Source organism: Acidobacteriota bacterium, from assembly GCA_016712445.1.
In the GTDB taxonomy this organism is placed as follows: domain Bacteria; phylum Pseudomonadota; class Alphaproteobacteria; order Caulobacterales; family Hyphomonadaceae; genus Hyphomonas.
On the sequence record JADJRB010000001.1, the window covers coordinates 1,908,773 to 1,929,483 of the forward strand.

The following is a 20,711-nucleotide window of genomic DNA, read 5'->3' on the forward strand; positions in this document are numbered from 1 at the left end:
ATGGCAAAGGCCAAGAATCCTCCGAAGCAGGCCGCGAACGAGTCGCGCGCCGTGCTGCGTATGTACCGCTCCAGCCCGCAGAAGCTGAACCTGCTGGCTCAGCAGATCCGCGGCCTGAAGGTCGAGCGCGCGCTCGCCGAGCTGCAGTTCTCGCCGAAACGTCCGGCCAAGGACGTTCGCAAGCTGCTGCAAAGCGCCATTGCGAACGCTGACAACAACCACGGCCTCGACATCGACAGCCTGGTCGTTGCGGAAGCCCATGTCGGCAAGAACCTGGTGATGAAGCGCATCCGGGCCCGCGCCCGAGGCCGCGCTGCGCCGATCCAGAAGCCGTTCGCCCAACTCACCATCGTCCTGCGGGACGTCAGCCAGACTGCGGAGGCCGCATAATGGGTCAGAAAGTTAATCCGATCGGCTTTCGCCTGGGCATCAACCGTACGTCTGACAGCCGTTGGTATGCTGACAGCTCCGACTTCGGCCGCCTGCTGCATGAAGACCTCGCGATCCGCAAGTCGATCCGCGAGAAGCTGAAGCAAGCCGGCATCTCGAAGATCATCATCGAGCGTCCGCACAAGAAATGCCTCATCACGATCCACACCGCCCGTCCGGGCCTGGTGATCGGCAAGAAGGGCGGCGACATCGAAGTGCTCCGCAAGGAACTCGCCTCGATGACGACGGACGAAGTCCGCGTGAACCTCGTTGAAATCCGCAAGCCGGAAATCGACGCCACGTTGATCGCCGACGACATCGCCCGCCAGCTCGAGCGCCGCGCCTCGTTCCGCCGCGCCATGAAGCGTTCGATCCAGTCCGCCATGCGCCTCGGCGCGGAAGGCGTGAAGGTTGTCGTTTCGGGCCGTCTTGGCGGCGCCGAGATTGCCCGTACCGAGAAGTACGCCGAAGGTTCGGTGCCGCTGCACACGCTGCGCGCCGACATCGACTACGGCACCGCCGAAGCGTCGACGACCTATGGCATCATCGGTGTGAAGGTCTGGGTCTACAAAGGCGAGATCCTCGAGCACGATCCGATGGCCCAGGACAAGCGTCTTGAGACCTCGGGCCAGTCGCGCGCACGCGCCAACGCCAACCAGCGCGGCCCGGCCTCGGGCGCGCAAGCTGCCGGAGCGTAACCAGTCATGCGTCAACCGAAGCGAACCAAATTCCGCAAGGCCTTCAAGGGCCGCATCAGCGGGCAATCGAAAGGCGGCTTCACGCTGGCTTTCGGTGAGTTCGGCCTGAAGGCTCTTGAGCCGGAGCGCGTCACCGCGCGCCAGATCGAAGCCACGCGCCGCGCCATCACCCGCGAGATGAAGCGTCAGGGCAAGGTCTGGATCCGCGTGTTCCCGGATGTTCCGGTCACCGCGAAGCCGATCGAAGTGCGTATGGGTAAAGGCAAGGGCGGCGTCGACCGCTGGGTCGCCCGCGTCGCCCCGGGCCGTATCCTGTTCGAGATCGACGGCGTGCCGGAAGACATCGCCCGCATGGCGCTGTCGCTGGGAGCCGCCAAGCTTCCGATCAAGACCAAAGTCGTCAAGCGCATCGAGGGGATCTGAGCCATGAAAGCTGCTGACGTGAGAGCCAAATCGGCTGACCAGCTCGGTGAAGAGCTCGTGAAGCTGAAGAAAGAACAGTTCAACCTGCGTTTCCAGGCGGCCACCGGCCAGCTGGAAAAGACCGGCCGCGCGACGGAAGTCCGCCGCGACATCGCACGGATCAAGACGATCCTTCGCGAAAAAGCCCAGGCTGGAAAGGCGTAAGGAGACACCCATGCCCAAACGTACCATGAAAGGCGTCGTTGTTTCCGCGAAGCAGGACAAGACCGCCATCGTCCGCATCGAACGTACCTTCACCCATCCGGTGATGAAGAAGATCGTTCGCCGGTCGAACCGCTACCACGCCCATGACGAAGGCAATGTTGCCGTCGAAGGGCAGACCGTGACCATCCGCGAGTGCGCGCCGAAGTCCAAGCTGAAGCGCTGGGAACTCGTCACCGATGAAGGGACCGAAGCATGATCCAGATGCAGACAAACCTGCGCGTCGCCGATAACTCGGGCGCCCGCCGCGTGATGTGCATCAAGGTGCTCGGCGGCGCTGCCCGCCGTTACGCCTCGGTGGGCGACATCATCGTCGTTTCGATCAAGGAAGCGATCCCGACGGGCCGCGTCAAGAAAGGCGACGTCCGCAAGGCCGTTGTGGTGCGCGTGTCGAAAGACATCAACCGCGCTGACGGCTCGACGATCCGCTTTGACTCGAACGCTGCCGTCCTCATCAACAACAACGGCGAGCCGATCGGCACCCGCGTGTTCGGACCTGTTCCGCGTGAACTGCGCGCGAAGAACCAGGTGAAGATCGCCAACATGGCACCGGAGGTGCTGTAGTCATGGCTGCGAAGATCAAGAAGGGCGACACCGTCGTCATCATCTCGGGCAAGGACAAGGGTACCCAGGGCGAAGTGCTCAAGGTGCTCGTCGACGAGAACAAGGTTGTGGTGCGCGGCGTCGGCGTCGTGAAACGCCACCAGAAACCGACGCAGATGGATCCGGGCGGCATGAAGTCGTTCGAAGCCGCCATCCACGTGTCGAACGTTGCGCATGTCGACCCGCGCGACGGCAAAGCCGTCCGCGTCGGGTTCAAGATTGACCAGCATGGCCGCAAGACGCGCTTTGCAAAACGCTCAGGGGAATCGATCGATGTCTGAGGCATATGAACCCCGCCTCAAGCGGAAGTACCGGGAAGAGATCCGGGCGAAGCTGCAGGAGCAGTTCAACTACTCGAACCCGATGAAGGTTCCGAAGCTCGACAAGGTCGTGATCAACATGGGCGTGGGCGAAGCCGTCTCCGACTCCAAGAAGATCAAGTCGGCCCTGGCTGAGCTGGAGCGCATCGCGGGCCAGAAGCCTGTGGCCACCAAGGCCCGCAAGTCGATCGCCGGCTTCAAGCTGCGCGAAGGCATGCTGATCGGTGCAAAGGTCACGCTTCGCCGCGACCGGATGTATGAGTTCCTCGACCGCCTGACCACGATCGCGCTTCCGCGCGTGAAAGACTTCCGTGGTCTGAACGGCAAGAGCTTCGATGGCCGTGGCAACTACGCCATGGGCATGAAGGAACACATCGTGTTCCCGGAGATCAACTATGACGAGGTGGATGAAGTGCGCGGCATGGACATCATTGTCTGCACCACCGCCGAAACGAACGAAGAAGCCAAGGCACTCCTCGCCGAGTGCGGCTTCCCGTTCCGTAATTAGCGCCAGGAGATCTGCTTAGATGGCAAAGAAGAGCGCAGTCGAGAAGAACAACAAGCGCAAGGCGATGGCCGAGCGTTACGCTGCCAAGCGCACCGCCCTGAAAGCGGCCGCGATGGACGAGAACCTGTCGTTGGAAGAACGCTTCAAGGCGCGCATCAAGCTCGCCCAGATGCCGCGTAACTCCGCGCCGACCCGCGTGCGTAACCGCTGCGAAGTCACCGGTCGTCCGCGTGCGTACTATCGTAAACTTAAGATGTCGCGGATTGCACTGCGTGAGCTCGGCTCGCGCGGCCAGGTTCCCGGCCTCGTGAAATCCAGCTGGTAGGAGAGGAGGGAAGACATGAACATTTCTGATCCCCTCGGTGATATGCTGACCCGCATCCGCAACGCCCAGATGCGCGGCATGACGAAAGTCGTGACCCCCGCCTCGAAGCTGCGTGGCCGCGTGCTCGATGTGCTCGCGCTCGAGGGCTACATCCGCGGGTACACTGAAATCGAGAAGGACGGTCACAAGTCCCTCGAGATCGAACTCAAGTATTATGAAGGCCAGCCGGTCATCTCCGAGATCAAGCGCATCTCGAAGCCCGGCCGCCGCGTCTATTCTTCGGTCTCTGACATTCCGCTCGTGCGCAATGGTCTGGGCATCTCGATCCTGTCGACTTCGCAGGGCGTCATGTCGGACAACGCTGCGCGCGCCAAGAATGTCGGCGGCGAAGTGCTCTGCCGCGTATTCTAGGAGGCAAGTTCGATGTCACGTATTGGAAAACTTGCGATCACCATTCCGGCCGGCGCTACGGTTTCGGTCAGTGGACAGAAGATCAAGGCAAAAGGCCCGAAGGGCGAGCTTGAGCTCGTGCTGCCGGAAGTCATCACGCCGAAGTTCGAGAACAACGAGCTTTCGGTCATGCCGCGCGCCGACCTGATGAAGGCCGCGAACGACGTGATCGAAGCGGCGAAAGCCAAGGGCAAACGCGCCCCGACGCTGGCCGAATCGCTCGACCCGAACGCCCGCACCCAGTGGGGCGCGGCCCGCGCCCGCGCCAACAACCTGGTTGAAGGCGTCACCAAGGGCTACTCGAAAACGCTCGAACTCGTCGGCGTCGGTTACCGCGCGCAGATGCAGGGCACGGACCTGAAACTCGCGCTCGGCTATTCGCACGACGTGATCTTCAAGGCGCCGAAGGGCATCACGCTCGCCTCGGCCAAGCCGACCGAGATCGTGATCACCGGCGCTGACAAGCAGGCCGTTGGCCAGGTCGCTGCCGAGATCAAGAAGTTCCGCCCGCCAGAGCCGTACAAAGGCAAGGGTATCCGCCTGCAGGGCGAATACGTGCGCCGCAAGGAAGGCAAGAAGAAGTAACGCCATGAAGACGTCACGCGATAAGATGCAACGCCGCGCCCAGCGCGTCCGCACGAAACTCCGCAAGGTCGCCGAAGGCCTTCCGCGCCTGTCGGTCTCGCGCAGCCACAAGAACATCTCGGTCCAGCTGATCGACGACGAGAAGGGCATCACGCTCGCCTCGGCCTCGACGCTTGAGAAAGACGTTCTCGGCTCGTCGAAGACGGGCGGCGACATGGCCGCGGCCGCACTGGTCGGCAAGGCCATCGCAGAGCGCGCCAAGAAAGCCGGTGTCGAGGACGTTGTCTTCGATCGCGGCGGTTACATGTTCCACGGCCGGGTGAAAGCCTTGGCAGACGCCGCCCGTGAGGGCGGCCTCAAATTCTGAAGGAGTTTGCCTGATGGCTGAGGAAAGAGGAGAGAAGAGGGGCCGTCGCCGCGATCGCGAGAATCCGCGCGAACGTGACGAGGAAGCCTCTGAACTCGTTGACAAGCTGGTTGGTATCAACCGCGTCGCGAAAACCGTGAAAGGCGGCAAGAACTTCGGTTTTGCTGCCCTCGTGGTGGTCGGTGACCAGAAGGGCCGCGCCGGCTTCGGCAAGGGCAAGGCCCGTGAGGTTCCCGAAGCGATCCGCAAGGCGACCGAAGAAGCCAAGCGCAACCTCGTCCGCGTCCCGCTTCGCGAAGGCCGCACCCTGCACCATGACGGCAACGGCCGTCACGGCGCCGGCAAGGTGGTCCTGCGCGCTGCCCCTCCGGGCACGGGCGTGATCGCCGGTGGTCCGATGCGCGCCGTCATGGAAGTGCTCGGCGTCCAGGACGTCGTCGGCAAGTCGATCGGCTCGTCGAACCCGTACAACATGGTGCGCGCCACCTTCGATGCCCTCAAGACGCAGGCCAGCCCGCGTTCGGTGGCTTCGAAACGCGGCCTCAAGGTCCAGGACGTTGTCGGCCGCCGCGCTGACGGCGCATCCGAAGCCGGCATGGCCGACTCGGCGAACTGAGAAGGATTAGGGTCACATGGCTCAGAAGAAACTCACCGTCCGCCAGATCGGCAGCCCGATCGGCCGCAAGCCTGACCAGCGCCAGACGCTGCAGGGCCTCGGCCTGAACAAGATTGGCCGCAGCAAGGAACTTGTCGACACGCCCGAAGTGCGCGGCATGATCCGCAAGGTCTCCCATCTCGTGGAAGTCGTCGGCGAATAAGGCGTCCCGCGCGCTCCGGCCCTTCCAAACCGCATTCGAAAGTCCAGTGTCATGAAACTCAACGACCTCTCTCCCGCTGAAGGCTCCACCAAGAAGCGCATGCGCGTTGGCCGCGGCGTCGGTTCCGGCAAGGGCAAGACGGCCGGTCGCGGCGTCAAGGGTCAGCACGCCCGTTCCGGCGTGGCCGTGAATGGCTTCGAAGGCGGCCAGATGCCGATCTACATGCGCCTGCCGAAGCGTGGTTTCACCGCGCCGGGCACGAAATCCTACGCCTGGGTCAACCTCGGCCGCATCGCCAAGGCGATCGACGCCGGCACGCTGGACGCGTCGGATGTGACCGAAGCGAGCCTCGTGGCTGCCGGCCTCGTGCGCAAGCCGCTCGATGGCGTGCGTCTTCTGGCCAAGGGCGATGTCCCGGAAAAGCTGAAAATCACGGTCACCGGCGCCTCCAAGGCTGCTGTTGAAGCCGTCGAAAAGGCAGGCGGGTCGGTCACGCTGACCGGTCCGAGCAAAGACGAAGCTGCGGAATAATCCGGGGGTATTGTTCGACACCCCTTCACAAACCATACCTCGCCGCCGATCTTTGGCGGCGAACGTCTTTCAGGGAGGCTCGTGTAGCCGATGGCGAATGCTGCCGAACAAATGGCCCGCAATCTCAATTTCGGGACGTTTGCGAAAGCCAAGGACCTGCAGGCGCGGATCCTTTTCACGTTAGGTATCCTGGTCCTCTACCGTCTCGGCACGTTCATTCCGCTGCCGGGCCTCGACCCGGCCCAGTACGCCAGCCTCTTCCAGAGCCAGGCGGGCGGCATTCTCGGCTCCATGAACCTGTTTGCCGGCGGCGCGGTCGAGCGCATGGGCATCTTCGCCCTCAACGTCATGCCCTACATCACGGCCTCGATCATCATCCAGATGATGACGACCGCCTCGCCCACGCTTGAAAAGCTCAAGAAGGAAGGCGAAGCCGGCCGCAAGCAGATCAACCAGTACACCCGCTACCTGACGCTGGTTTTCGCGCTGGTGCAGTCCTTCGCCATCTCGGGCGGCCTCGCGGCGGTCCGGCTTGAAGGCATTTCCTCCTGGTTCTTCATCCTCACCGGCGTCGTCACGCTGACCGGCGGCACCATGCTGCTGATGTGGATGGGTGAGCAGATCACCGCCCGCGGCATCGGCAACGGTATCTCGCTGATCATCTTCGCCGGCATCGTCGCCGAGCTTCCGCGCGCGATCTACAACCTCGTCGCGCAGGCGCGCACCACGTCGGTGGACATCGGTTTCATCCTCGCCATCGTTGTGATGCTGCTGGGCCTGATCGTGTTCATCGTGTTCATGGAACGCTCGCAGCGCCGCCTGATCATCCATTACCCCAAGCGCCAGCAGAGCCAGGGCTTTGCCCAGGGCCAGCGCAGCTTCCTGCCGCTGAAGATCAACACCGCAGGCGTCATCCCCCCGATCTTCGCCAGCGCGCTGCTGATGCTGCCGCTCACGGCCGTCGGCTTCCTTGGCGGAAACGCCGCAGAGAACACCAATGTCGCCTCCGGCGCGCTCGGCTGGCTCGCGGCGAACTTCTCGCCGGGCTCATGGGCCTACATCATCACCTATTCGGTGTTCGTGTTGTTCTTCTCGTTCTTCTACACGTCGATTATGTTCAATCCGCAGGAAACTGCGGACAACCTGCGCAAGTATGGCGGTTTCATCCCGGGCATCCGTCCGGGCTCCAATACCGCCGCCTACATCGACTACGTGCTGACCCGCCTCACCACCATCGGTTCGCTCTACCTGCTCTTCATCTGTATCCTGCCGGAACTGCTGCGCCGCTATTTCCCGCAGATCCCGTTCTACATCGGCGGCACCTCGCTGCTGATCGTGGTTTCGGTCACCATGGACACGGTCACGCAGATTCAGTCGCACTTGATTGCCCACCAGTATGAGGGAATGATCAAGAAGTCGAAGCTCGGGGGCAAGCGTAAGTGAATCTGATCCTGTTTGGACCGCCTGCGGCCGGCAAGGGAACGCAGGCCAAGCGGCTTGTTGAAGGTCGCGGTTTCGTTCAGCTGTCCACCGGCGACATGCTGCGCGCCGCCCGGGCCTCCGGCTCCGAGCTCGGCACCCGGGTCGCCCGTATCATGGACGAGGGTGGTCTGGTCTCGGACGAGATCGTGATCGACCTGATCGCCGAACAGCTTACAGCCCGCGCCGGCGCGCCGGGCTTCATTTTTGACGGCTTTCCCCGCACCATCGGGCAGGCCGAGGCCCTGGACCGCCTGCTGCAATCGCGGGATGAACAGGTTAATCTGGTGATCCGCATGCGGGTGGACGATGAACGTCTGCTCGCCCGAGTCACCAAACGCTTCGAGGAACAGGGAAGGGCGGACGACAATCCGGCCACTTTTTCCCGCCGACTCGAGCGATATTACGAAGATACGGCCCCGCTGGTCCCGCTTTATGCGGAACGCGGCGTTCTCGTTGAAGTCGACGGGATGGGGTCAATCGAGGAGGTCGCCGCAGCAATTGATGCGGCCCTGAAACAATCGGCCTGAACCGCACAGTTCTTCTGTTGACGGGCGAAAAAGCGCGGCTATAAGCCTCGTTTCTTAGCTTCAGGCTTAACCGCCGGTGCGCGCGACGGGTAGTTCACCCGGCTGGCGCGCATTTCATGTTTGATCATCCGCTTGAGGAGAAACGGCTTTGGCCCGTATTGCAGGCGTAAACATTCCGACTAACAAGCGCGTCATCATCGCGCTGCGCTACATCCATGGCATCGGCCCGGCCTTCGCCAAGGAGATCTGCGACAAGGTCGGCGTCGAGGAATCGCGCCGGGTCAACCAGCTGACCGACGCAGAAGTCATCAAGATCCGTGAAACGATCGATGCCGACTACATGGTCGAGGGCGACCTGCGCCGCGAGACGTCGATGAACATCAAGCGCCTGATGGACCTCGGCTGCTACCGCGGCCTGCGTCACCGCAAGAAACTCCCGGTCCGCGGCCAGCGTACCCACACCAACGCCCGCACCCGCAAGGGCCCGGCCAAGCCGATCGCCGGCAAGAAGAAGTAGGACTGAACCCCCATGGCCCGCGAAGCAAACCGTATCCGCCGCAGAGAGCGCAAGAACATCACCTCGGGTGTTGTTCACGTCAACTCGAGCTTCAACAACACGATGGTCACCATCACCGACGCGCAAGGCAACACCATCTCCTGGTCGTCGTCGGGCGTCATGGACTTCAAGGGCTCGCGCAAGTCGACGCCTTACGCCGCCCAGATGGCTGCTGAAGACGCTGCAAAGAAAGCCAAGGAGCATGGCCTCCAGACGGTTGAAGTGCGCGTGCGCGGTCCGGGTTCGGGCCGTGAGAGCGCCCTGCGTGCCCTGCAGGCTGCCGGCCTGACCGTCACCGCCATCAACGATACGACGCCGATCCCGCACAACGGCTGCCGCCCGCCGAAACGCCGCCGCGTCTAGTTTCGAACGATACCCCTTGCTGCGCCTCCAATGGCGCGGCGTTCCCTCCGAGGAAACCGAATGACCAACGTGAATGACCGCAACTGGAAAGTGCTGATCCGTCCGAACCGCCCTGTCGTCCAGGCCGGCTACGACTCCAAGCGCAAGGCCAAGCTCGTCGTCGAGCCGCTCGAGCGCGGCTACGGCACGACGCTGGGCAACGCCCTGCGCCGCGTTCTCCTGTCCTCGCTGCAAGGCGCCGCCATCATCGGCGTGCAGATCGACGGCGTCGTCCACGAATTCTCGGCCATTCCGGGCGTTCGCGAAGACGTCACGACGATCGTGCTGAACCTGAAGCAGGTCGCCATCTTCATGGAATCGGAAACGCCGAAGCGCATGGTGCTTCGCGCGAAAGGCCCGGGCGAAGTCAAAGCCGGCCAGATCGAAACCTCGGGCGACGTGAAGATCCTGAACCCCGACCACGTGATCTGCACGCTGGACGGCGGCGCCGAAGTCCGCATGGAATTCACCATCGCGACCGGCAAGGGCTATGTCGCCGCCGATTCGCACCGTCCGGAAGACGCGCCCATCGGCTATATCCCAATCGACGCGATCTATTCGCCGGTCCGCCGCGTCGGCTACCAGGTCGAAGACACGCGCGAAGGCACCGTGCTCGACTATGACAAGCTGACCCTCGACGTTGAAACCGATGGTTCGGTCTCGCCGGAAGACGCCGTGGCCTATGCCGCGCGCATCCTGCAGGACCAGCTCCAGCTGTTCATCAACTTCGAAGAGCCGACCCTCGAAACCGGCGGTTCGGCCGACGAGACGGACCTGGGCTTCAACCCGGTTCTCCTCAAGAAGGTCGACGAGCTTGAGCTGTCGGTGCGTTCGGCAAACTGCCTGAAGAACGATAACATCGTTTACATCGGCGACCTCATCCAGAAGTCGGAAGCGGAAATGCTCCGTACCCCGAACTTCGGCCGCAAGTCGCTGAACGAGATCAAGGAAGTTCTCGCCGGCATGGGCCTGCACCTCGGCATGGAAGTGCCGGACTGGCCGCCGGAAGACATCGAAGGCCTCGCCAAGAAATACGACGACCACATCTAGCCCAGTATATGACCGGGGCTTGACCACCTCGGAAGGAAACCGCCATGCGCCACCAAGTTGCACACCGCAAGCTCAACAAGACCACCTCGCACCGCAAGGCGATGTTCGCCAACATGGCGGCGAGCCTGATCGAGCACGAGCAGATCGTCACCACCCTTCCGAAAGCGAAGGAAATGGCGCCGATCATGGACAAGCTCGTCACGCTGGCCAAGAAGGGCGACCTGGCCGCACGCCGTCAGGCGATCTCGACCGTCCGCAACGAGGACGCTGTCCGCAAGCTGTTCGACGTGATGGGCGACCGTTACAAGAACCGCAATGGCGGCTACACCCGCGTCCTGAAAGCCGGCTTCCGTCAGGGCGACAACGCCCCGATCGCCGTGCTCGAGCTGGTCGACCGCGACGAGACCGCCAAAGGCGCCGCCGACAAGGCCCGCCACGAGGCTGAGCTCGAAGCCGGCGAATAATCCGCCCAAGGATTTTTCCGCAAGGAAATCAGTGCGCCCCGGAGAGATCCTCCGGGGCGTTTCGTTTTTCCGGTTGACGCCGGAATCCGTTTCCATCATACGGCGCCTCCATTCAGCAACGGAGCGCCCGCAGATGTCCTGCCGGTACCTATTTCAGCCAGGAAAAGGCGCGGCCTGCGAGACAGGTCGTGCGCGTTTCCGCATGGAGGTTGCTGGATAGGGGCTGACGATCAGTCCCGGGGCCCTGACGGGTCTTTTGCCGCCCTCCGCGCGTTTCGCCCGGAGGGTTTTTTCATGTCTGGAAACCGGATGGGGCCGCGCGGAGGGCTTGAACAGGAGGAGCTTCCGGGAGGAAGCTGGAATACGATGGAAGAGTTTGAAGCCTTCGAATCCTTTGCTGGCGGGCGCATCAAGGCCTGGGTGAAGGGCGTGGCCGTCGAAGAGGCCGCGCGCGAGCAGCTGGAGAATGTCGCCGGCCTGCCGTTCGTGCATTCGCACCTTGCGGTGATGCCGGATGTTCATTTCGGGCGCGGCGCAACTGTGGGCTCGGTGATCCCGACCAGGGGCGCGATCATTCCGGCCGCGGTCGGCGTCGATATCGGTTGCGGCATGATGGCAATGCGCACCAGCCTCACGGCTAACGACCTGCCGGACAGCCTCGCGGCCGTCCGTGATCAGATCGAACGCAAGGTGCCGGTGGGCAACGGCCCGGGCGGCAACCACAAGGACACCCCGGCGCGCGCGGCGACTGCGCTGCGCAATTCGGGGCTGCATGAGCGTCTCGACAAGGTGCTCGCGAAACACAAGCGCATCCAGCGCACGATGTTCGCGAAGCAGCTCGGCACGCTCGGCGGCGGCAACCACTTCATCGAGCTCTGCCTCGACGAGGAGGCCCGTGTCTGGGTGATGCTGCATTCGGGCTCGCGCGGAACCGGCAACATCCTCGGCACCTACTTCATCCAGGAAGCCCGTGAGGCGCTGGAGAAGCGGGTGCTCGGCTACCACGTGCCGGACAAGGATCTCGCCTTCTTCGTGGAGGGCGAAGATCTCTTCACGGACTATGTGGAAGCCGTCGGCTGGGCGCAGGACTATGCCCGTCTCAACCGCGAAGTGATGATGGACCGTGTGCTGATGGCCATGCGCGAGGTGCTGCCGGCTTTCACGCTGGAGAAGTCCGCAGTGAACTGCCACCACAACTATGTGGAGCGGGAGCATCACTTCGGCGCCGATGTCTGGGTCACCCGGAAAGGCGCCGTGCGCGCCGGCAAAGGTGAGTTTGGCATCATCCCGGGCTCGATGGGGGCGAAGTCCTTCATCGTGCGCGGGAAGGGCAACGCAGACTCGTTCTGCTCCTGCTCCCACGGGGCAGGGCGCACGATGAGCCGCGCCGAAGCCAAGCGCACCTTCACGCTGGACGACCACATCGCCGCCACGGCGGGCGTGGAATGCCGCAAGGACGCAGGCGTGATCGACGAAACGCCGATGGCCTACAAGGACATCGACGCCGTCATGGGTGCGCAGGCGGATCTCGTGGACGTCGTCCACACGCTGAAACAGGTTGTTTGTGTTAAAGGTTGACAACTTGCCGCACCTCCGGCATTACGCCGCTTCGCTGAAGGGCGATCCATCCGTAGACGGATCGCCCTTCAGACCAACAATGGAACACAAGATGAAGCAGAGTATCGAGATACATACCTGCTCCCCTTCAAACCGGGGAGCGCTGTCAGCGGCTCCCGCGCGTTTGCCGGGCGCCGCCTGACGATCCTGAATCGCAACTGAGCGGCGCGCGGCCATTGGCCTTCCGCGTCCTGATGAAAGTAGAAGGAGGTGGATCATGGGCACGCCCATGACCCTTCCGGCCATGCACGGGAAAGTTCGTGTACAGCCGGTTTCGCCGCTGCTTGCTTTCCTTGCAGGGGAGCACGCGGAGGCAATTGCACGCCTTTGGCCGGCGCCGCACGGGGAATTCCTCGCGCTCCCGGCTGCACGCCGCCATGCGGCCGCCATCCTCGCCAGCCGCCCGGACAGTTCGCCGGCGCATGTCGAATGGATGGTCGCACGGGCCCGCGACGGCGACCTCGCGGCCGAACTTTTCGGCCATGATGCGCCGGGCGGCTTGATGAAAGCCCTCGGCCGAATGGGCGAAGTCCTGTGGCCGGCGGAGGATTACAGCCGCTTCCTCGCCCTGTTTGGCGAGGCCGAGGCCTGCGTCCTCATCCGGCACATGAAAGCCTTGCAGCCCGCCACGCTGGCGGTTGTGGCGGCCTTGCCGCCGCCGCTCCGCCAGGCTTCGATCGTAACCCATCTGGGTGCGGACGAAGCAGCCGTGGCCGACCTTGCAGCCGCCTGGGCAATCGCCCTTCGGGTGCGGGGCGAGGCATCAAGCGGCGAACTCGCACAGCGTTTTGGCCGGGCTCCCGGCCGGGCGGCGCTGTTCGAAATGGCTCGCGAGGTGATCGCGCCGAAAGCGTTCGCCGTCACGCCGGCGGCGCCGATGCTGCCGCCGCCATTCCAGTTGGTTGGCCGCCTCAACCTGCTCGCGGCGACGGCCCTCGAGTTCCGCAACTGCCTGCGGGACTTTGTGGTCGACATCGCTTCGGGCCGGATGGCGGTGTTCATCTGGCGAGGTGAAGGCGGACCAGCCGCCGTGGCACTTCGTCATGACCCCGCCGGTTGGCGACTTGCCGAAGCGCGTGGGCGCGACAACATTGACCTCGGCGACGAGGCCCTGATGGCAATTGTCGTGGCCGTTCGTGAAGCAGGTGTCCGCACCGGTGAATCCTGGGGCTGGCTCCACCGGCGCCTCGAAGACCGCGCCGACGACACGCCGGCGAATGTGGCACCGGCCCAGCCGGTCAGCTGGCGCTCGCAGCTCGGTCTCGGAAACCTCTGGGACTGACGTCAAAGATGGGGAGCTCCGGGGCATTGCCCCGGGGCTCCTGCTTTGCACCGCCTTCATTCCGCGTTAGTCTCTTCGGCAACGGAGGAAACGACATGGCAGACGGTCACAAGGTTGGCGAACACGCACAGTTCCGGGAAATGCTGGAGGGCACGAAGGAAGACTGGGACATCATCGCCGAGCACGCCAAGGGCTTCAACAAGGGGCTCGCCAAGCGTGTGATCGATCACCTCAAGCTGCTTGATGGCGATTACGGTGGTTTTCCGGTCGACCGGCTCACCCACTCGCTTCAAACGGCGACCCGCGCTCATCGAGATGGCCGGGATGAAGAATATGTGGTCTGCGCCCTGCTGCACGATATTGGCGATACGCTCGGCAGCTTCAATCACCCGGATGTGGCCGCCGCGATCCTGAAGCCCTTCGTGTCGGAGGCCAATCTCTGGATGGTCGCCAATCACGGCGCGTTCCAGGGCTATTACTTCTTCCACCATCTCGGCCTCGACCGGAACATGCGCGACCAGTTCCGCGACAGCCCGCACTTCGAATACTGCGCGCAGTTCTGCCATCTCTACGACCAGGCGGCGTTCGATCCGGACTATGAGAGCGAGCCGCTCGAATTCTTCATCCCGATGGTGGAGCGCCTGTTCGCTGCGCCGAAGAACTCGATGTATCTCAAGGCAATGCAGAAATAACCTGATGTGACCGGGCAAGGGCGCGATGCTGAAATTTCTCGTCCTTGCCCTGCTTGTCGCCGCGGTCTTCTATGCGTTTTCGACCCGGAACCGCCCTCCGCCGCGCGATGACGGGCGGGATGATGACGATGGCGGTCCGATCTTGCCAACCGAACGGAGCAGGCTGGACCGGCTGCCTGACGAAACACGTCGCCGCAAACCCGAACCGGTCGATGGCGAAGCGTGCAATTCCTGAGCTTCCGGCCCAAGCGCCCGGATTTCATTCGGAAAATCAGCTGCCGCTTTCGGGGCATTCTCCGACATAAGCGACACTGGCCCCGCGTGCGCGGGCTTCGCAGCGATTGCTGTAGGTCTCTCCGTCACAGCCGCAGACCGGCATGTATTCCCGTGTGCAGATTGTGGGCGCAGCCGCGCATTTGCCCGCCGCATCGGCGATCTTGTGGCACGCACCTTCCTCGAAATAGCAGGCGAGGCCTTCGGCGCACTGGATGCCTGCTATCCCGCCACACATTTCGCCGGCGGCGGCGACGGGACGACTGATGTTTCCGGCGTCGGCCTCCACCGTTTCAGCCGGCTTCTTCCAGAGGGCGCAGCCCGAAAGCAGCGTCAGGGAAAGGGCAATCAGGGCGAGTCGCATGGCGGTCCTCCAAGTTTCAGGTCAGCCTGCGACCCGCGCCCGATTTTGGCAAGCCTCAGCCCTTGGCGGTCGCGGCGGCGACGGCCGAGAAGATGTTCTGGCCATGCTCGCCGCCAGCTTTGAAGGCGGGGCGGGTGGTATTGACGTCCGTGATCTGGTCCCACTTCGCGGCAACGGCCTCGGCCGTCAGCGCGTCGCCGGCACCGACAAACACGCCGGCGGTTTCGACAATGCGGGCCATCGAGAAGGCGCCTGCGCCCGCCGACAGGACCATGCCCGTCGGGGCATCTTCCTTGACCAGGTTGATGACGCCGGGCGTCACGTATTCGGGCTTGAGCGCCGACAGCATCTGCTCGTTCATGATGTCTTCGGTCATGCGGGTTGCAGCAATCGGGCAGACGGCGTTGATCTTGATGTCGTTTTTCGCGCCTTCGATTTTCAGCGTATTCATCATGCCGACCACGCCGAGTTTCGCGGCGCCATAGTTGGCCTGGCCGAAGTTGCCATAGAGGCCGGTCGAAGAAGTCGTCACGACGATGCGGCCGTAATTCTGGGCCTTCATGATGTCCCAGGCGGCGTGGATCGGCAGGAACGAGCCGCGCAGGTGAACGGCGAGCACGAGATCGATGTCGTCGACCGTCATTTTCGAGAACGACTTGTCGCGCAGGATCCCGGCGTTCGCGATGAGGATGTCGATGCGGCCCCATTTGGCCATCGTGTCGTCGATCATCCGCTTGACGCCGTCGACGTCCGAAACCGACGAGCCGTTGGCGATGGCTTCGCCGCCGAAGGCTTCGATTTCCTTCACCACCGCTTCAGCGGCGGCCGAGCTTCCGCCGGAGCCATCGCGCGCGCCACCGAGATCGTTGACCACGACTTTTGCGCCGCGACGGGCGAGCTCAAGCGCGTGGGCGCGGCCAAGGCCGCCACCTGCGCCGGTGACGATGGCGACGCGGCCGTCAAAACGGATCTCGGACATGGGGAACTCCTAGGGTCGGTTGGACGATTTGGGCGGTGTCACACCAGACGTTCACGTCAACGTCAAGCATGTCCGCTGCGTCACCTCTTGCTGGCCGGGCTGCGGCATGATTGCTGACGCCAGCGAAAAGGGAGGAAACCATGCTCGCTTATGTGACCCTCGGTACCAACAATAAAGAGAAGGCGCTTGCATTCTATGATGCGGTGCTCGGCGAAATGGGCGCCAAGCGCTTTTTCGCGAATGACCGCCTGCAGTTCTACGGCGTGGGACCCGGCCAGCCGATGCTGGCGATCGGCGATGCCTACGACAAGAACGCAGCGACGGCCGGCAATGGTGTGATGCCGGCGCTGGCCGCGAAGGACAAGGAAACGGTCGACAAGGTGTACGCCAAGGCGATCAGCCTCGGCGCCGCCGATGAAGGCGCGCCCGGCAACCGGATGCCGACCTTCTACGGCGCGTATTTCCGTGATCCGGACGGCAACAAGATCTGCGTCTGCAAGCTCGGCTAGGGCGGATCGTCCGTCAGCTCGAAGATCCCTCCGGTCGCTGGCTGGAGGGATTTTCTTTGCGGCCTGGCTCATGGCGGGGCGCGCGCCTTCGACGCGATGGCCTCATCTATATAGTCCAGCACGTCCGTGAAGCCGCTGGCGATGCGGACATGGAGGGCAGGCGGCAAGGCGCGTTCGCGCCGGCGCAAGGCGGCAGACTGAGCGCGGCGCGCTAGACGGCGGGCGATGCGGTGGCGGGCGCGGTAGGCGTCTGCCAACACGGCGAGGCGTTCGAGAAGACGCGCGCGGGCGAAGTCTGGCGTCTCGGGGTTGGCGGCAGGGTTCCTGTCACGCCGGCACCGATCGCGGGGAATATCGCCGAGACGCAGCCTGTGTCGGCGCGCACGCGGCGGCGCGAGGCGCGCGATGGGCGGCAAGGCGGCGCGGGGCGCGAGCGGGCCGAGGTCGACCTCGAGCGCGAGCAGGTGGAGCAGGCGGCGGATCATTGCCGTGAGGACCGCGATGCCATGGTTGGCGGTGCGCCGGATGGCGGGGTCGGTCCACCGGGCGGCCATGCGCAGCACGAAGCCTTTCAGCGCGCCGTGATGCCGGGCCGCCAGCCGCCAGAGTTCGTCGAGGGAGGGGCCGCCGTGGAGCATCGGGAGAGAATACCGCCGCTGCGGACCCGGCCGGATTGGCGGCGCGGCACTATTTTGCAACGTGTTGATACGGCTCGGTATTTTGTTTCCGGGCTGCAGCAATTCTGTTGCGCAAGCCGGAACGAGTGCAACGCGTTTCAGCGCTCCGGACAGCCTTGCGGGCCAGCCTGGTTCCCGGCTTTCGCCGGGGTGAGCGGACCCAAGGCGAAGGATACACCTCATTTTCGACGGGACTGCGCTCACTTCCCGCTCATCCCGGCGAAAGCCGGGAACCAGAAACTTGTTTACGCACCCAATGTTCATGATATGTTCTAACGCATGTTCTACACCTACATCATCACGAACAAGCGCAACGGCACGCTCTATACGGGGCACACAGATGATCTTGCGCGCCGTATGTGGGAGCATCGCGGCGGTCACTTGCCCGGGTTTGCGCGCAAGTATGGCTGCAACCGTTTGGTCTGGTGTGAGGCGCACGATACGCGCGACTCGGCTTTCATGCGCGAGCGTCAGATCAAGGAATGGAAGCGCAACTGGAAGCTGGTCCTGATCGAACGCGAGAACCCGCATTGGCAGGACCTGTTCGACGCTATGATGGAATGGGTGCCCGAAGAAACAGAACTGACGCGTTGGCAACGTAGCCAGCCTGGTTCCCGGCTTTCGCCGGGATGAGCGGAGAGGCGAAGCCCGGTTAGTCTGGCCGGGAGTCTTCCAGCTTGCCAGCATAGAAGGCGCGCAGGTCGGCCGCGAGGGCGGAGAGGGCGCCTTCGTTGAGGTACATCATGTGGCCGGCCTGGTAGTAGGTCATCGCCACGCGGTCCTGCGGGATGCCGTAGCGTGCGAAGGTGATCTCCGCGTCGAAGAAGGGCGTGATCATGTCGAAGAAGCCATTGGCGACGAAGACTTTCATCGCGGTGTTGACGCGCATCGCGGTGCTGAGCTGGCGCCCGACATTGAGGTAGTGCGGCTCCCAGTATTCGCCTTCCGGCACGTCGCGGTAGTTCCAGCCCTCGCCGGCCGCGTCGCTGGAAAGGATGTAGGGTCGGTCCATCTTCACGCCGAGATCGGCGGACAGGTAGTGGTGCATCAACGCCGAATAGGCCGAACCGATGGCATAGCCGGAGACGTCGGAAGCCGGGCTTTCGGCGGCGTCATCCGCCTCGTCGCCGAGATAGCGCCCGTCGAGCCGCCCAAGCGCGACGCCCTTGTCGCGCAGCAACTGTTTCTGGAAGCGGTCCATCAGGATGCGCAGGTCGGACGTCTCGATATAGGCGGGGTCGAGCCCGGTGAAGTAGGCGAGGCGCTCCGCAATGTGGGCCCGTTCGGCGGGCTTCAGCTGCGCACCTTTCATCAGGGCGGGGCCGTATTCGTCGCGGGCAAAGGCGCGTGCGTCCGCGAGGAAGGCGGCCTGCTCGACGCCGGCGCCGGCCTTGCCGTGATACTGGGCGGTGGCGGCCATGCTCGGCAGGTAGGTGATGTAGGAATAGATGTTGTCGTGCGCGGAGGTCGAGCCTTCATAGTCCAGCGCCTGCGAGATCAGAACGAGGCCGTTGAGCGCGATGTCGACTTCGCCGTTGACCATGCGGTTGGCGAGATAGGCGGCGCGGGTGGTGCCGAAGCTTTCACCGATCAGGTATTTCGGCGCGTTCCAGCGCTGGTGGTCGGTGATCCAGATGCGGATCAGTTCGGCGATCGAGGCGCCGTCGCCGTCTTCGTTCCAGTAATCCGCGTCCTCGCCCTTGCCGATGGTGCGGCTGTAGCCGGTGCCGACGGGATCGACGAAGACGAGATCGGTGACGTCGAGGATCGAGAGGGGGTTGTCGAGCAGCGTATAGGGGGCGGCGCCATCATCGGCATCGGCGTCGCTGGCGACCTTGACGCGCTTCGGGCCGAGCAGGCCGAGGTGCAGCCAGACGGAGGCCGAGCCGGGGCCGCCATTGAACACGAACGAGACGGGGCGGGGGCCGGGCGCGTTCTCGCGGATGTAGGAGATGGTGAAGAGGCTCGCGGCGGGCTCGTCGTCCTCGCCCTTGATCTGGGTTTCGCCGGCCTCGACGCGGTAGGTGATCTTCTGTCCGCCGAAGGTGCCCGTGTGGGTGCTGCGGAACATCAGCGGCGCGGGGATCGGCTTGTCGGGTTTCTCGGCGGCGGCGGGCGTCGTCTCGTCCGGCGCGGCGAAGGCCGGTAGCGCGAAAGCCATGGCCAATGCCAGCATCCCTGCCCGTATCTTCATTTGCTGCCCCGTCTCCAGTTGTTTGAATTTCAAGGTAAAACCTATGCCCTGTCGGGCGCGCACGTCAAACACCGGTCAGGTCACTTCCACCGCGAACGGATCTGCGAGCGGGCCATCGCGGGTCCAGGCTTCGATCCGGTAGTCTCCGGGCGGCAGCACCAGCGGGAGCCGGTCGCCGGGAAACAGCATCAGCCGGTCTTCCGGGATGGCGAGGGCGGGATCGCCGTCGCGGCGCGCCTCGACCAGCACGGGCTGGCCGGCGGGCAGGAAGCCGGACGGCACCGCCACGAGGCGCTCTGCCCGCAGCTGGCCGGCGGCGCGGCGGCCGCCGATGTCGGGGGCCTGAGGCACTGCGAAGACGAGGTCGGCGGCGTCGCCGGGGCCACCGCCGTCGCCGAAGCCCGGAAGGAAGGCCGGGGCGGCGCCCGGCGAGGCGCAGTCGGTGAGGGCGATAAGCAGCGGGTGGTGCCCGGTGAGCGAGGCGACGGCGGTCTTGAAGGCGGCGGCGGCGTCGGGACTGGCGGCCTGTTCGGTGTGAATGATGACGCGGGCATCCGGATTGCGTTCGAAGGCGCGGCGGCTGACCTGCAGGGCGAGGGCCGTCTGGCGCTGCGAGAGGAGGACCTCCGGCGGGAGTTCCGACAGCTCGCGTGCGCTGCGCCACCAGATGCCGGCATCGACGAGCTGAAGGTCGAGCGCCTTGACGGTGCGCAGCAGCCGGCCGTGGCCGGGATCGCGGGTGACGAGGCCTTCGGAGACAAGCAGCACGTCCGGATGGCCGGACCCGGCGGGGCCGAGCGTGAGCCCGTCGTCGGCGAAGGCGGTGAAGCCATCGCGCGCGAGGCGGCGGACGAGGGTTTCGAGGAAAGCGGTCTGGGCCGGGGCGTGGCGGTTGCTTTCGATGATGAGGATGCGGCTGCCGGTGGCCGACTGGGCGACGAGTTCGGCCGGATCGACCCATTGGCGCGGGCAAGCGTTGCGGGCGCCGTCGCCGGGGCCAGCGAGGTCGTCGCGGCCCATGGCGCGCAGGGCGTCAGACAGGTGCGGATCGGCGGCGGGGTCAGCGCCGGCGAGGAGGAGTTCGGCTTGGGCCAGGAAGAAAGAGCGCGCTTCGGCGGCGAGGTCGCGCTCAGGCGCGGCGGCGGGTGTTTCGGCGCTGCGGTCGCCGGCGAGCGCGGCGCGCACGGGCGGGGTTTCCGCCGAACAGGCGGCGAGCAGGATTGCCGTCAACCATATGGCCCGCCGTGGCATGGGGTGGGGATCCTTCCAGAGCCGGTGAACGAGGCGTCCTGCAATCCCTGCGCCGCGTCAACGCAACTCGCCCG

General features: G+C 64.3%; 32 protein-coding genes. 27 read left to right on the forward strand and 5 right to left on the reverse strand.

Annotated features, from left to right (window positions below; all coding sequences use genetic code 11):
• The 25 genes from rplV to IPK75_09770 all read left to right on the forward strand — a co-directional run bounded on the left by rplV (position 1) and on the right by IPK75_09770 (position 14,625).
• Positions 1 to 390: a 50S ribosomal protein L22 gene (rplV, locus tag IPK75_09650; GenBank protein MBK8198623.1), complete on the forward strand. Its 390-nt coding sequence runs from the start codon at positions 1 to 3 to the stop codon at positions 388 to 390.
• On the forward strand, positions 390 to 1,127 hold the full coding sequence (gene rpsC / locus IPK75_09655) for a 30S ribosomal protein S3 (GenBank protein MBK8198624.1): 738 nt from the start codon (positions 390 to 392) through the stop codon (positions 1,125 to 1,127). The genes rplV and rpsC overlap by 1 nt, the downstream gene beginning before the upstream one ends.
• 6 nt (positions 1,128 to 1,133) lie before the next feature.
• Positions 1,134 to 1,550, forward strand: coding sequence for a 50S ribosomal protein L16 (rplP, locus tag IPK75_09660; protein MBK8198625.1), 417 nt, complete (start codon positions 1,134 to 1,136; stop codon positions 1,548 to 1,550).
• Positions 1,551 to 1,553: 3 nt separating this feature from the next.
• Positions 1,554 to 1,754 (forward strand): 50S ribosomal protein L29, encoded by a 201-nt coding sequence (gene rpmC / locus IPK75_09665; GenBank protein MBK8198626.1) that lies wholly within the window; start codon positions 1,554 to 1,556, stop codon positions 1,752 to 1,754.
• A gap of 10 nt (positions 1,755 to 1,764) precedes the next feature.
• On the forward strand, positions 1,765 to 2,010 hold the full coding sequence (gene rpsQ / locus IPK75_09670; protein MBK8198627.1) for a 30S ribosomal protein S17: 246 nt from the start codon (positions 1,765 to 1,767) through the stop codon (positions 2,008 to 2,010).
• On the forward strand, positions 2,007 to 2,375 hold the full coding sequence (gene rplN / locus IPK75_09675; GenBank protein ID MBK8198628.1) for a 50S ribosomal protein L14: 369 nt from the start codon (positions 2,007 to 2,009) through the stop codon (positions 2,373 to 2,375). Before rpsQ ends, rplN begins: the two co-directional genes overlap by 4 nt.
• A 2-nt stretch (positions 2,376 to 2,377) precedes the next feature.
• Positions 2,378 to 2,695 carry a 50S ribosomal protein L24 gene (rplX, locus tag IPK75_09680; protein MBK8198629.1) on the forward strand — a complete coding sequence of 106 codons (318 nt, stop codon included), beginning with the start codon at positions 2,378 to 2,380 and terminating at the stop codon, positions 2,693 to 2,695.
• The gene (rplE, locus tag IPK75_09685) at positions 2,688 to 3,242 is read left to right on the forward strand and encodes a 50S ribosomal protein L5 (protein MBK8198630.1); all 555 of its coding nucleotides are present in this window, start codon (positions 2,688 to 2,690) and stop codon (positions 3,240 to 3,242) included. The genes rplX and rplE overlap by 8 nt, the downstream gene beginning before the upstream one ends.
• 19 nt (positions 3,243 to 3,261) lie before the next feature.
• A complete protein-coding gene (gene rpsN, locus IPK75_09690; GenBank protein ID MBK8198631.1) occupies positions 3,262 to 3,567 on the forward strand; it encodes a 30S ribosomal protein S14 in 306 nt (101 codons plus the stop codon).
• Positions 3,568 to 3,582: 15 nt separating this feature from the next.
• Positions 3,583 to 3,978: a 30S ribosomal protein S8 gene (gene rpsH, locus IPK75_09695; protein MBK8198632.1), complete on the forward strand. Its 396-nt coding sequence runs from the start codon at positions 3,583 to 3,585 to the stop codon at positions 3,976 to 3,978.
• A gap of 12 nt (positions 3,979 to 3,990) precedes the next feature.
• A complete protein-coding gene (gene rplF / locus IPK75_09700) occupies positions 3,991 to 4,602 on the forward strand; it encodes a 50S ribosomal protein L6 (GenBank protein ID MBK8198633.1) in 612 nt (203 codons plus the stop codon).
• A 4-nt stretch (positions 4,603 to 4,606) separates the two neighbouring features.
• Complete coding sequence (gene rplR / locus IPK75_09705) at positions 4,607 to 4,969, forward strand: 50S ribosomal protein L18 (protein MBK8198634.1); 363 nt, start codon at positions 4,607 to 4,609, stop codon at positions 4,967 to 4,969.
• Between the two features lie 13 nt (positions 4,970 to 4,982).
• Positions 4,983 to 5,585 (forward strand): 30S ribosomal protein S5, encoded by a 603-nt coding sequence (gene rpsE, locus IPK75_09710; GenBank protein MBK8198635.1) that lies wholly within the window; start codon positions 4,983 to 4,985, stop codon positions 5,583 to 5,585.
• Between the two features lie 16 nt (positions 5,586 to 5,601).
• Complete coding sequence (gene rpmD, locus IPK75_09715) at positions 5,602 to 5,787, forward strand: 50S ribosomal protein L30 (protein ID MBK8198636.1); 186 nt, start codon at positions 5,602 to 5,604, stop codon at positions 5,785 to 5,787.
• A gap of 51 nt (positions 5,788 to 5,838) precedes the next feature.
• Positions 5,839 to 6,318 carry a 50S ribosomal protein L15 gene (locus IPK75_09720; protein ID MBK8198637.1) on the forward strand — a complete coding sequence of 160 codons (480 nt, stop codon included), beginning with the start codon at positions 5,839 to 5,841 and terminating at the stop codon, positions 6,316 to 6,318.
• A 90-nt stretch (positions 6,319 to 6,408) separates the two neighbouring features.
• Entirely contained in the window at positions 6,409 to 7,761 is a 1,353-nt protein-coding gene (gene secY / locus IPK75_09725) for a preprotein translocase subunit SecY (protein ID MBK8198638.1), read from the forward strand.
• Positions 7,758 to 8,327, forward strand: a complete 570-nt coding sequence (locus IPK75_09730; GenBank protein MBK8198639.1) for an adenylate kinase — start codon at positions 7,758 to 7,760, stop codon at positions 8,325 to 8,327. The genes secY and IPK75_09730 overlap by 4 nt, the downstream gene beginning before the upstream one ends.
• Positions 8,328 to 8,475: 148 nt before the next feature.
• The gene (rpsM, locus tag IPK75_09735) at positions 8,476 to 8,844 is read left to right on the forward strand and encodes a 30S ribosomal protein S13 (protein ID MBK8198640.1); all 369 of its coding nucleotides are present in this window, start codon (positions 8,476 to 8,478) and stop codon (positions 8,842 to 8,844) included.
• 12 nt (positions 8,845 to 8,856) lie between these two features.
• Positions 8,857 to 9,246, forward strand: coding sequence for a 30S ribosomal protein S11 (gene rpsK / locus IPK75_09740; GenBank protein ID MBK8198641.1), 390 nt, complete (start codon positions 8,857 to 8,859; stop codon positions 9,244 to 9,246).
• A 60-nt stretch (positions 9,247 to 9,306) separates the two neighbouring features.
• The gene (locus tag IPK75_09745) at positions 9,307 to 10,335 is read left to right on the forward strand and encodes a DNA-directed RNA polymerase subunit alpha (GenBank protein MBK8198642.1); all 1,029 of its coding nucleotides are present in this window, start codon (positions 9,307 to 9,309) and stop codon (positions 10,333 to 10,335) included.
• Between the two features lie 44 nt (positions 10,336 to 10,379).
• Positions 10,380 to 10,799 (forward strand): 50S ribosomal protein L17, encoded by a 420-nt coding sequence (gene rplQ, locus IPK75_09750; GenBank protein ID MBK8198643.1) that lies wholly within the window; start codon positions 10,380 to 10,382, stop codon positions 10,797 to 10,799.
• Between the two features lie 366 nt (positions 10,800 to 11,165).
• Positions 11,166 to 12,377: an RtcB family protein gene (locus tag IPK75_09755; GenBank protein ID MBK8198644.1), complete on the forward strand. Its 1,212-nt coding sequence runs from the start codon at positions 11,166 to 11,168 to the stop codon at positions 12,375 to 12,377.
• A 256-nt stretch (positions 12,378 to 12,633) separates the two neighbouring features.
• The gene (locus IPK75_09760; GenBank protein MBK8198645.1) at positions 12,634 to 13,698 is read left to right on the forward strand and encodes a hypothetical protein; all 1,065 of its coding nucleotides are present in this window, start codon (positions 12,634 to 12,636) and stop codon (positions 13,696 to 13,698) included.
• 95 nt (positions 13,699 to 13,793) lie between these two features.
• On the forward strand, positions 13,794 to 14,390 hold the full coding sequence (locus IPK75_09765) for an HD domain-containing protein (GenBank protein MBK8198646.1): 597 nt from the start codon (positions 13,794 to 13,796) through the stop codon (positions 14,388 to 14,390).
• Positions 14,391 to 14,415: 25 nt separating this feature from the next.
• Positions 14,416 to 14,625, forward strand: a complete 210-nt coding sequence (locus tag IPK75_09770) for a hypothetical protein (GenBank protein ID MBK8198647.1) — start codon at positions 14,416 to 14,418, stop codon at positions 14,623 to 14,625.
• Positions 14,626 to 14,661: 36 nt separating this feature from the next.
• On the opposite strand, the gene IPK75_09775 is transcribed toward IPK75_09770, so the two are convergent.
• Together IPK75_09775 and IPK75_09780 are read right to left on the reverse strand one after the other, a co-directional pair.
• A complete protein-coding gene (locus IPK75_09775; GenBank protein MBK8198648.1) occupies positions 14,662 to 15,027 on the reverse strand; it encodes a Kazal domain-containing protein in 366 nt (121 codons plus the stop codon).
• Between the two features lie 55 nt (positions 15,028 to 15,082).
• The gene (locus IPK75_09780; GenBank protein MBK8198649.1) at positions 15,083 to 16,006 is read right to left on the reverse strand and encodes an SDR family NAD(P)-dependent oxidoreductase; all 924 of its coding nucleotides are present in this window, start codon (positions 16,004 to 16,006) and stop codon (positions 15,083 to 15,085) included.
• A 140-nt stretch (positions 16,007 to 16,146) separates the two neighbouring features.
• On the opposite strand from IPK75_09780, the gene IPK75_09785 reads away from it, so the two are divergent.
• Positions 16,147 to 16,515, forward strand: a complete 369-nt coding sequence (locus IPK75_09785) for a VOC family protein (GenBank protein MBK8198650.1) — start codon at positions 16,147 to 16,149, stop codon at positions 16,513 to 16,515.
• A gap of 68 nt (positions 16,516 to 16,583) precedes the next feature.
• On the opposite strand, the gene IPK75_09790 is transcribed toward IPK75_09785, so the two are convergent.
• On the reverse strand, positions 16,584 to 17,153 hold the full coding sequence (locus IPK75_09790; protein MBK8198651.1) for a hypothetical protein: 570 nt from the start codon (positions 17,151 to 17,153) through the stop codon (positions 16,584 to 16,586).
• A gap of 318 nt (positions 17,154 to 17,471) precedes the next feature.
• Here IPK75_09790 and IPK75_09795 point away from each other — a divergent pair, with 318 nt between their 5' ends.
• A complete protein-coding gene (locus IPK75_09795) occupies positions 17,472 to 17,825 on the forward strand; it encodes a GIY-YIG nuclease family protein (protein MBK8198652.1) in 354 nt (117 codons plus the stop codon).
• Positions 17,826 to 17,844: 19 nt separating this feature from the next.
• On the opposite strand, the gene IPK75_09800 is transcribed toward IPK75_09795, so the two are convergent.
• Positions 17,845 to 19,386, reverse strand: a complete 1,542-nt coding sequence (locus IPK75_09800) for a peptidase S10 (protein MBK8198653.1) — start codon at positions 19,384 to 19,386, stop codon at positions 17,845 to 17,847.
• A gap of 75 nt (positions 19,387 to 19,461) precedes the next feature.
• Entirely contained in the window at positions 19,462 to 20,637 is a 1,176-nt protein-coding gene (locus IPK75_09805; GenBank protein MBK8198654.1) for a hypothetical protein, read from the reverse strand.
• Between the last annotated feature and the right edge of the window lie 74 nt (positions 20,638 to 20,711).

What these genes read in the sequence shown, in the direction of transcription:
- rplV (MBK8198623.1), top strand. Translation starts at nt 1, where the DNA reads ATGGCAAAGGCCAAGAATCCTCCGAAGCAGGCCGCGAACGAGTCGCGC.
- rpsC (MBK8198624.1), top strand. Translation starts at nt 390, where the DNA reads ATGGGTCAGAAAGTTAATCCGATCGGCTTTCGCCTGGGCATCAACCGT.
- rplP (MBK8198625.1), top strand. Translation starts at nt 1,134, where the DNA reads ATGCGTCAACCGAAGCGAACCAAATTCCGCAAGGCCTTCAAGGGCCGC.
- rpmC (MBK8198626.1), top strand. Translation starts at nt 1,554, where the DNA reads ATGAAAGCTGCTGACGTGAGAGCCAAATCGGCTGACCAGCTCGGTGAA.
- rpsQ (MBK8198627.1), top strand. Translation starts at nt 1,765, where the DNA reads ATGCCCAAACGTACCATGAAAGGCGTCGTTGTTTCCGCGAAGCAGGAC.
- rplN (MBK8198628.1), top strand. Translation starts at nt 2,007, where the DNA reads ATGATCCAGATGCAGACAAACCTGCGCGTCGCCGATAACTCGGGCGCC.
- rplX (MBK8198629.1), top strand. Translation starts at nt 2,378, where the DNA reads ATGGCTGCGAAGATCAAGAAGGGCGACACCGTCGTCATCATCTCGGGC.
- rplE (MBK8198630.1), top strand. Translation starts at nt 2,688, where the DNA reads ATGTCTGAGGCATATGAACCCCGCCTCAAGCGGAAGTACCGGGAAGAG.
- rpsN (MBK8198631.1), top strand. Translation starts at nt 3,262, where the DNA reads ATGGCAAAGAAGAGCGCAGTCGAGAAGAACAACAAGCGCAAGGCGATG.
- rpsH (MBK8198632.1), top strand. Translation starts at nt 3,583, where the DNA reads ATGAACATTTCTGATCCCCTCGGTGATATGCTGACCCGCATCCGCAAC.
- rplF (MBK8198633.1), top strand. Translation starts at nt 3,991, where the DNA reads ATGTCACGTATTGGAAAACTTGCGATCACCATTCCGGCCGGCGCTACG.
- rplR (MBK8198634.1), top strand. Translation starts at nt 4,607, where the DNA reads ATGAAGACGTCACGCGATAAGATGCAACGCCGCGCCCAGCGCGTCCGC.
- rpsE (MBK8198635.1), top strand. Translation starts at nt 4,983, where the DNA reads ATGGCTGAGGAAAGAGGAGAGAAGAGGGGCCGTCGCCGCGATCGCGAG.
- rpmD (MBK8198636.1), top strand. Translation starts at nt 5,602, where the DNA reads ATGGCTCAGAAGAAACTCACCGTCCGCCAGATCGGCAGCCCGATCGGC.
- IPK75_09720 (MBK8198637.1), top strand. Translation starts at nt 5,839, where the DNA reads ATGAAACTCAACGACCTCTCTCCCGCTGAAGGCTCCACCAAGAAGCGC.
- secY (MBK8198638.1), top strand. Translation starts at nt 6,409, where the DNA reads ATGGCGAATGCTGCCGAACAAATGGCCCGCAATCTCAATTTCGGGACG.
- rpsK (MBK8198641.1), top strand. Translation starts at nt 8,857, where the DNA reads ATGGCCCGCGAAGCAAACCGTATCCGCCGCAGAGAGCGCAAGAACATC.
- IPK75_09745 (MBK8198642.1), top strand. Translation starts at nt 9,307, where the DNA reads ATGACCAACGTGAATGACCGCAACTGGAAAGTGCTGATCCGTCCGAAC.
- rplQ (MBK8198643.1), top strand. Translation starts at nt 10,380, where the DNA reads ATGCGCCACCAAGTTGCACACCGCAAGCTCAACAAGACCACCTCGCAC.
- IPK75_09755 (MBK8198644.1), top strand. Translation starts at nt 11,166, where the DNA reads ATGGAAGAGTTTGAAGCCTTCGAATCCTTTGCTGGCGGGCGCATCAAG.
- IPK75_09760 (MBK8198645.1), top strand. Translation starts at nt 12,634, where the DNA reads ATGGGCACGCCCATGACCCTTCCGGCCATGCACGGGAAAGTTCGTGTA.
- IPK75_09765 (MBK8198646.1), top strand. Translation starts at nt 13,794, where the DNA reads ATGGCAGACGGTCACAAGGTTGGCGAACACGCACAGTTCCGGGAAATG.
- IPK75_09770 (MBK8198647.1), top strand. Translation starts at nt 14,416, where the DNA reads ATGCTGAAATTTCTCGTCCTTGCCCTGCTTGTCGCCGCGGTCTTCTAT.
- IPK75_09775 (MBK8198648.1), bottom strand. Translation starts at nt 15,027, where the DNA reads ATGCGACTCGCCCTGATTGCCCTTTCCCTGACGCTGCTTTCGGGCTGC.
- IPK75_09780 (MBK8198649.1), bottom strand. Translation starts at nt 16,006, where the DNA reads ATGTCCGAGATCCGTTTTGACGGCCGCGTCGCCATCGTCACCGGCGCA.
- IPK75_09785 (MBK8198650.1), top strand. Translation starts at nt 16,147, where the DNA reads ATGCTCGCTTATGTGACCCTCGGTACCAACAATAAAGAGAAGGCGCTT.
- IPK75_09790 (MBK8198651.1), bottom strand. Translation starts at nt 17,153, where the DNA reads ATGCTCCACGGCGGCCCCTCCCTCGACGAACTCTGGCGGCTGGCGGCC.
- IPK75_09795 (MBK8198652.1), top strand. Translation starts at nt 17,472, where the DNA reads ATGTTCTACACCTACATCATCACGAACAAGCGCAACGGCACGCTCTAT.
- IPK75_09800 (MBK8198653.1), bottom strand. Translation starts at nt 19,386, where the DNA reads ATGAAGATACGGGCAGGGATGCTGGCATTGGCCATGGCTTTCGCGCTA.
- IPK75_09805 (MBK8198654.1), bottom strand. Translation starts at nt 20,637, where the DNA reads ATGCCACGGCGGGCCATATGGTTGACGGCAATCCTGCTCGCCGCCTGT.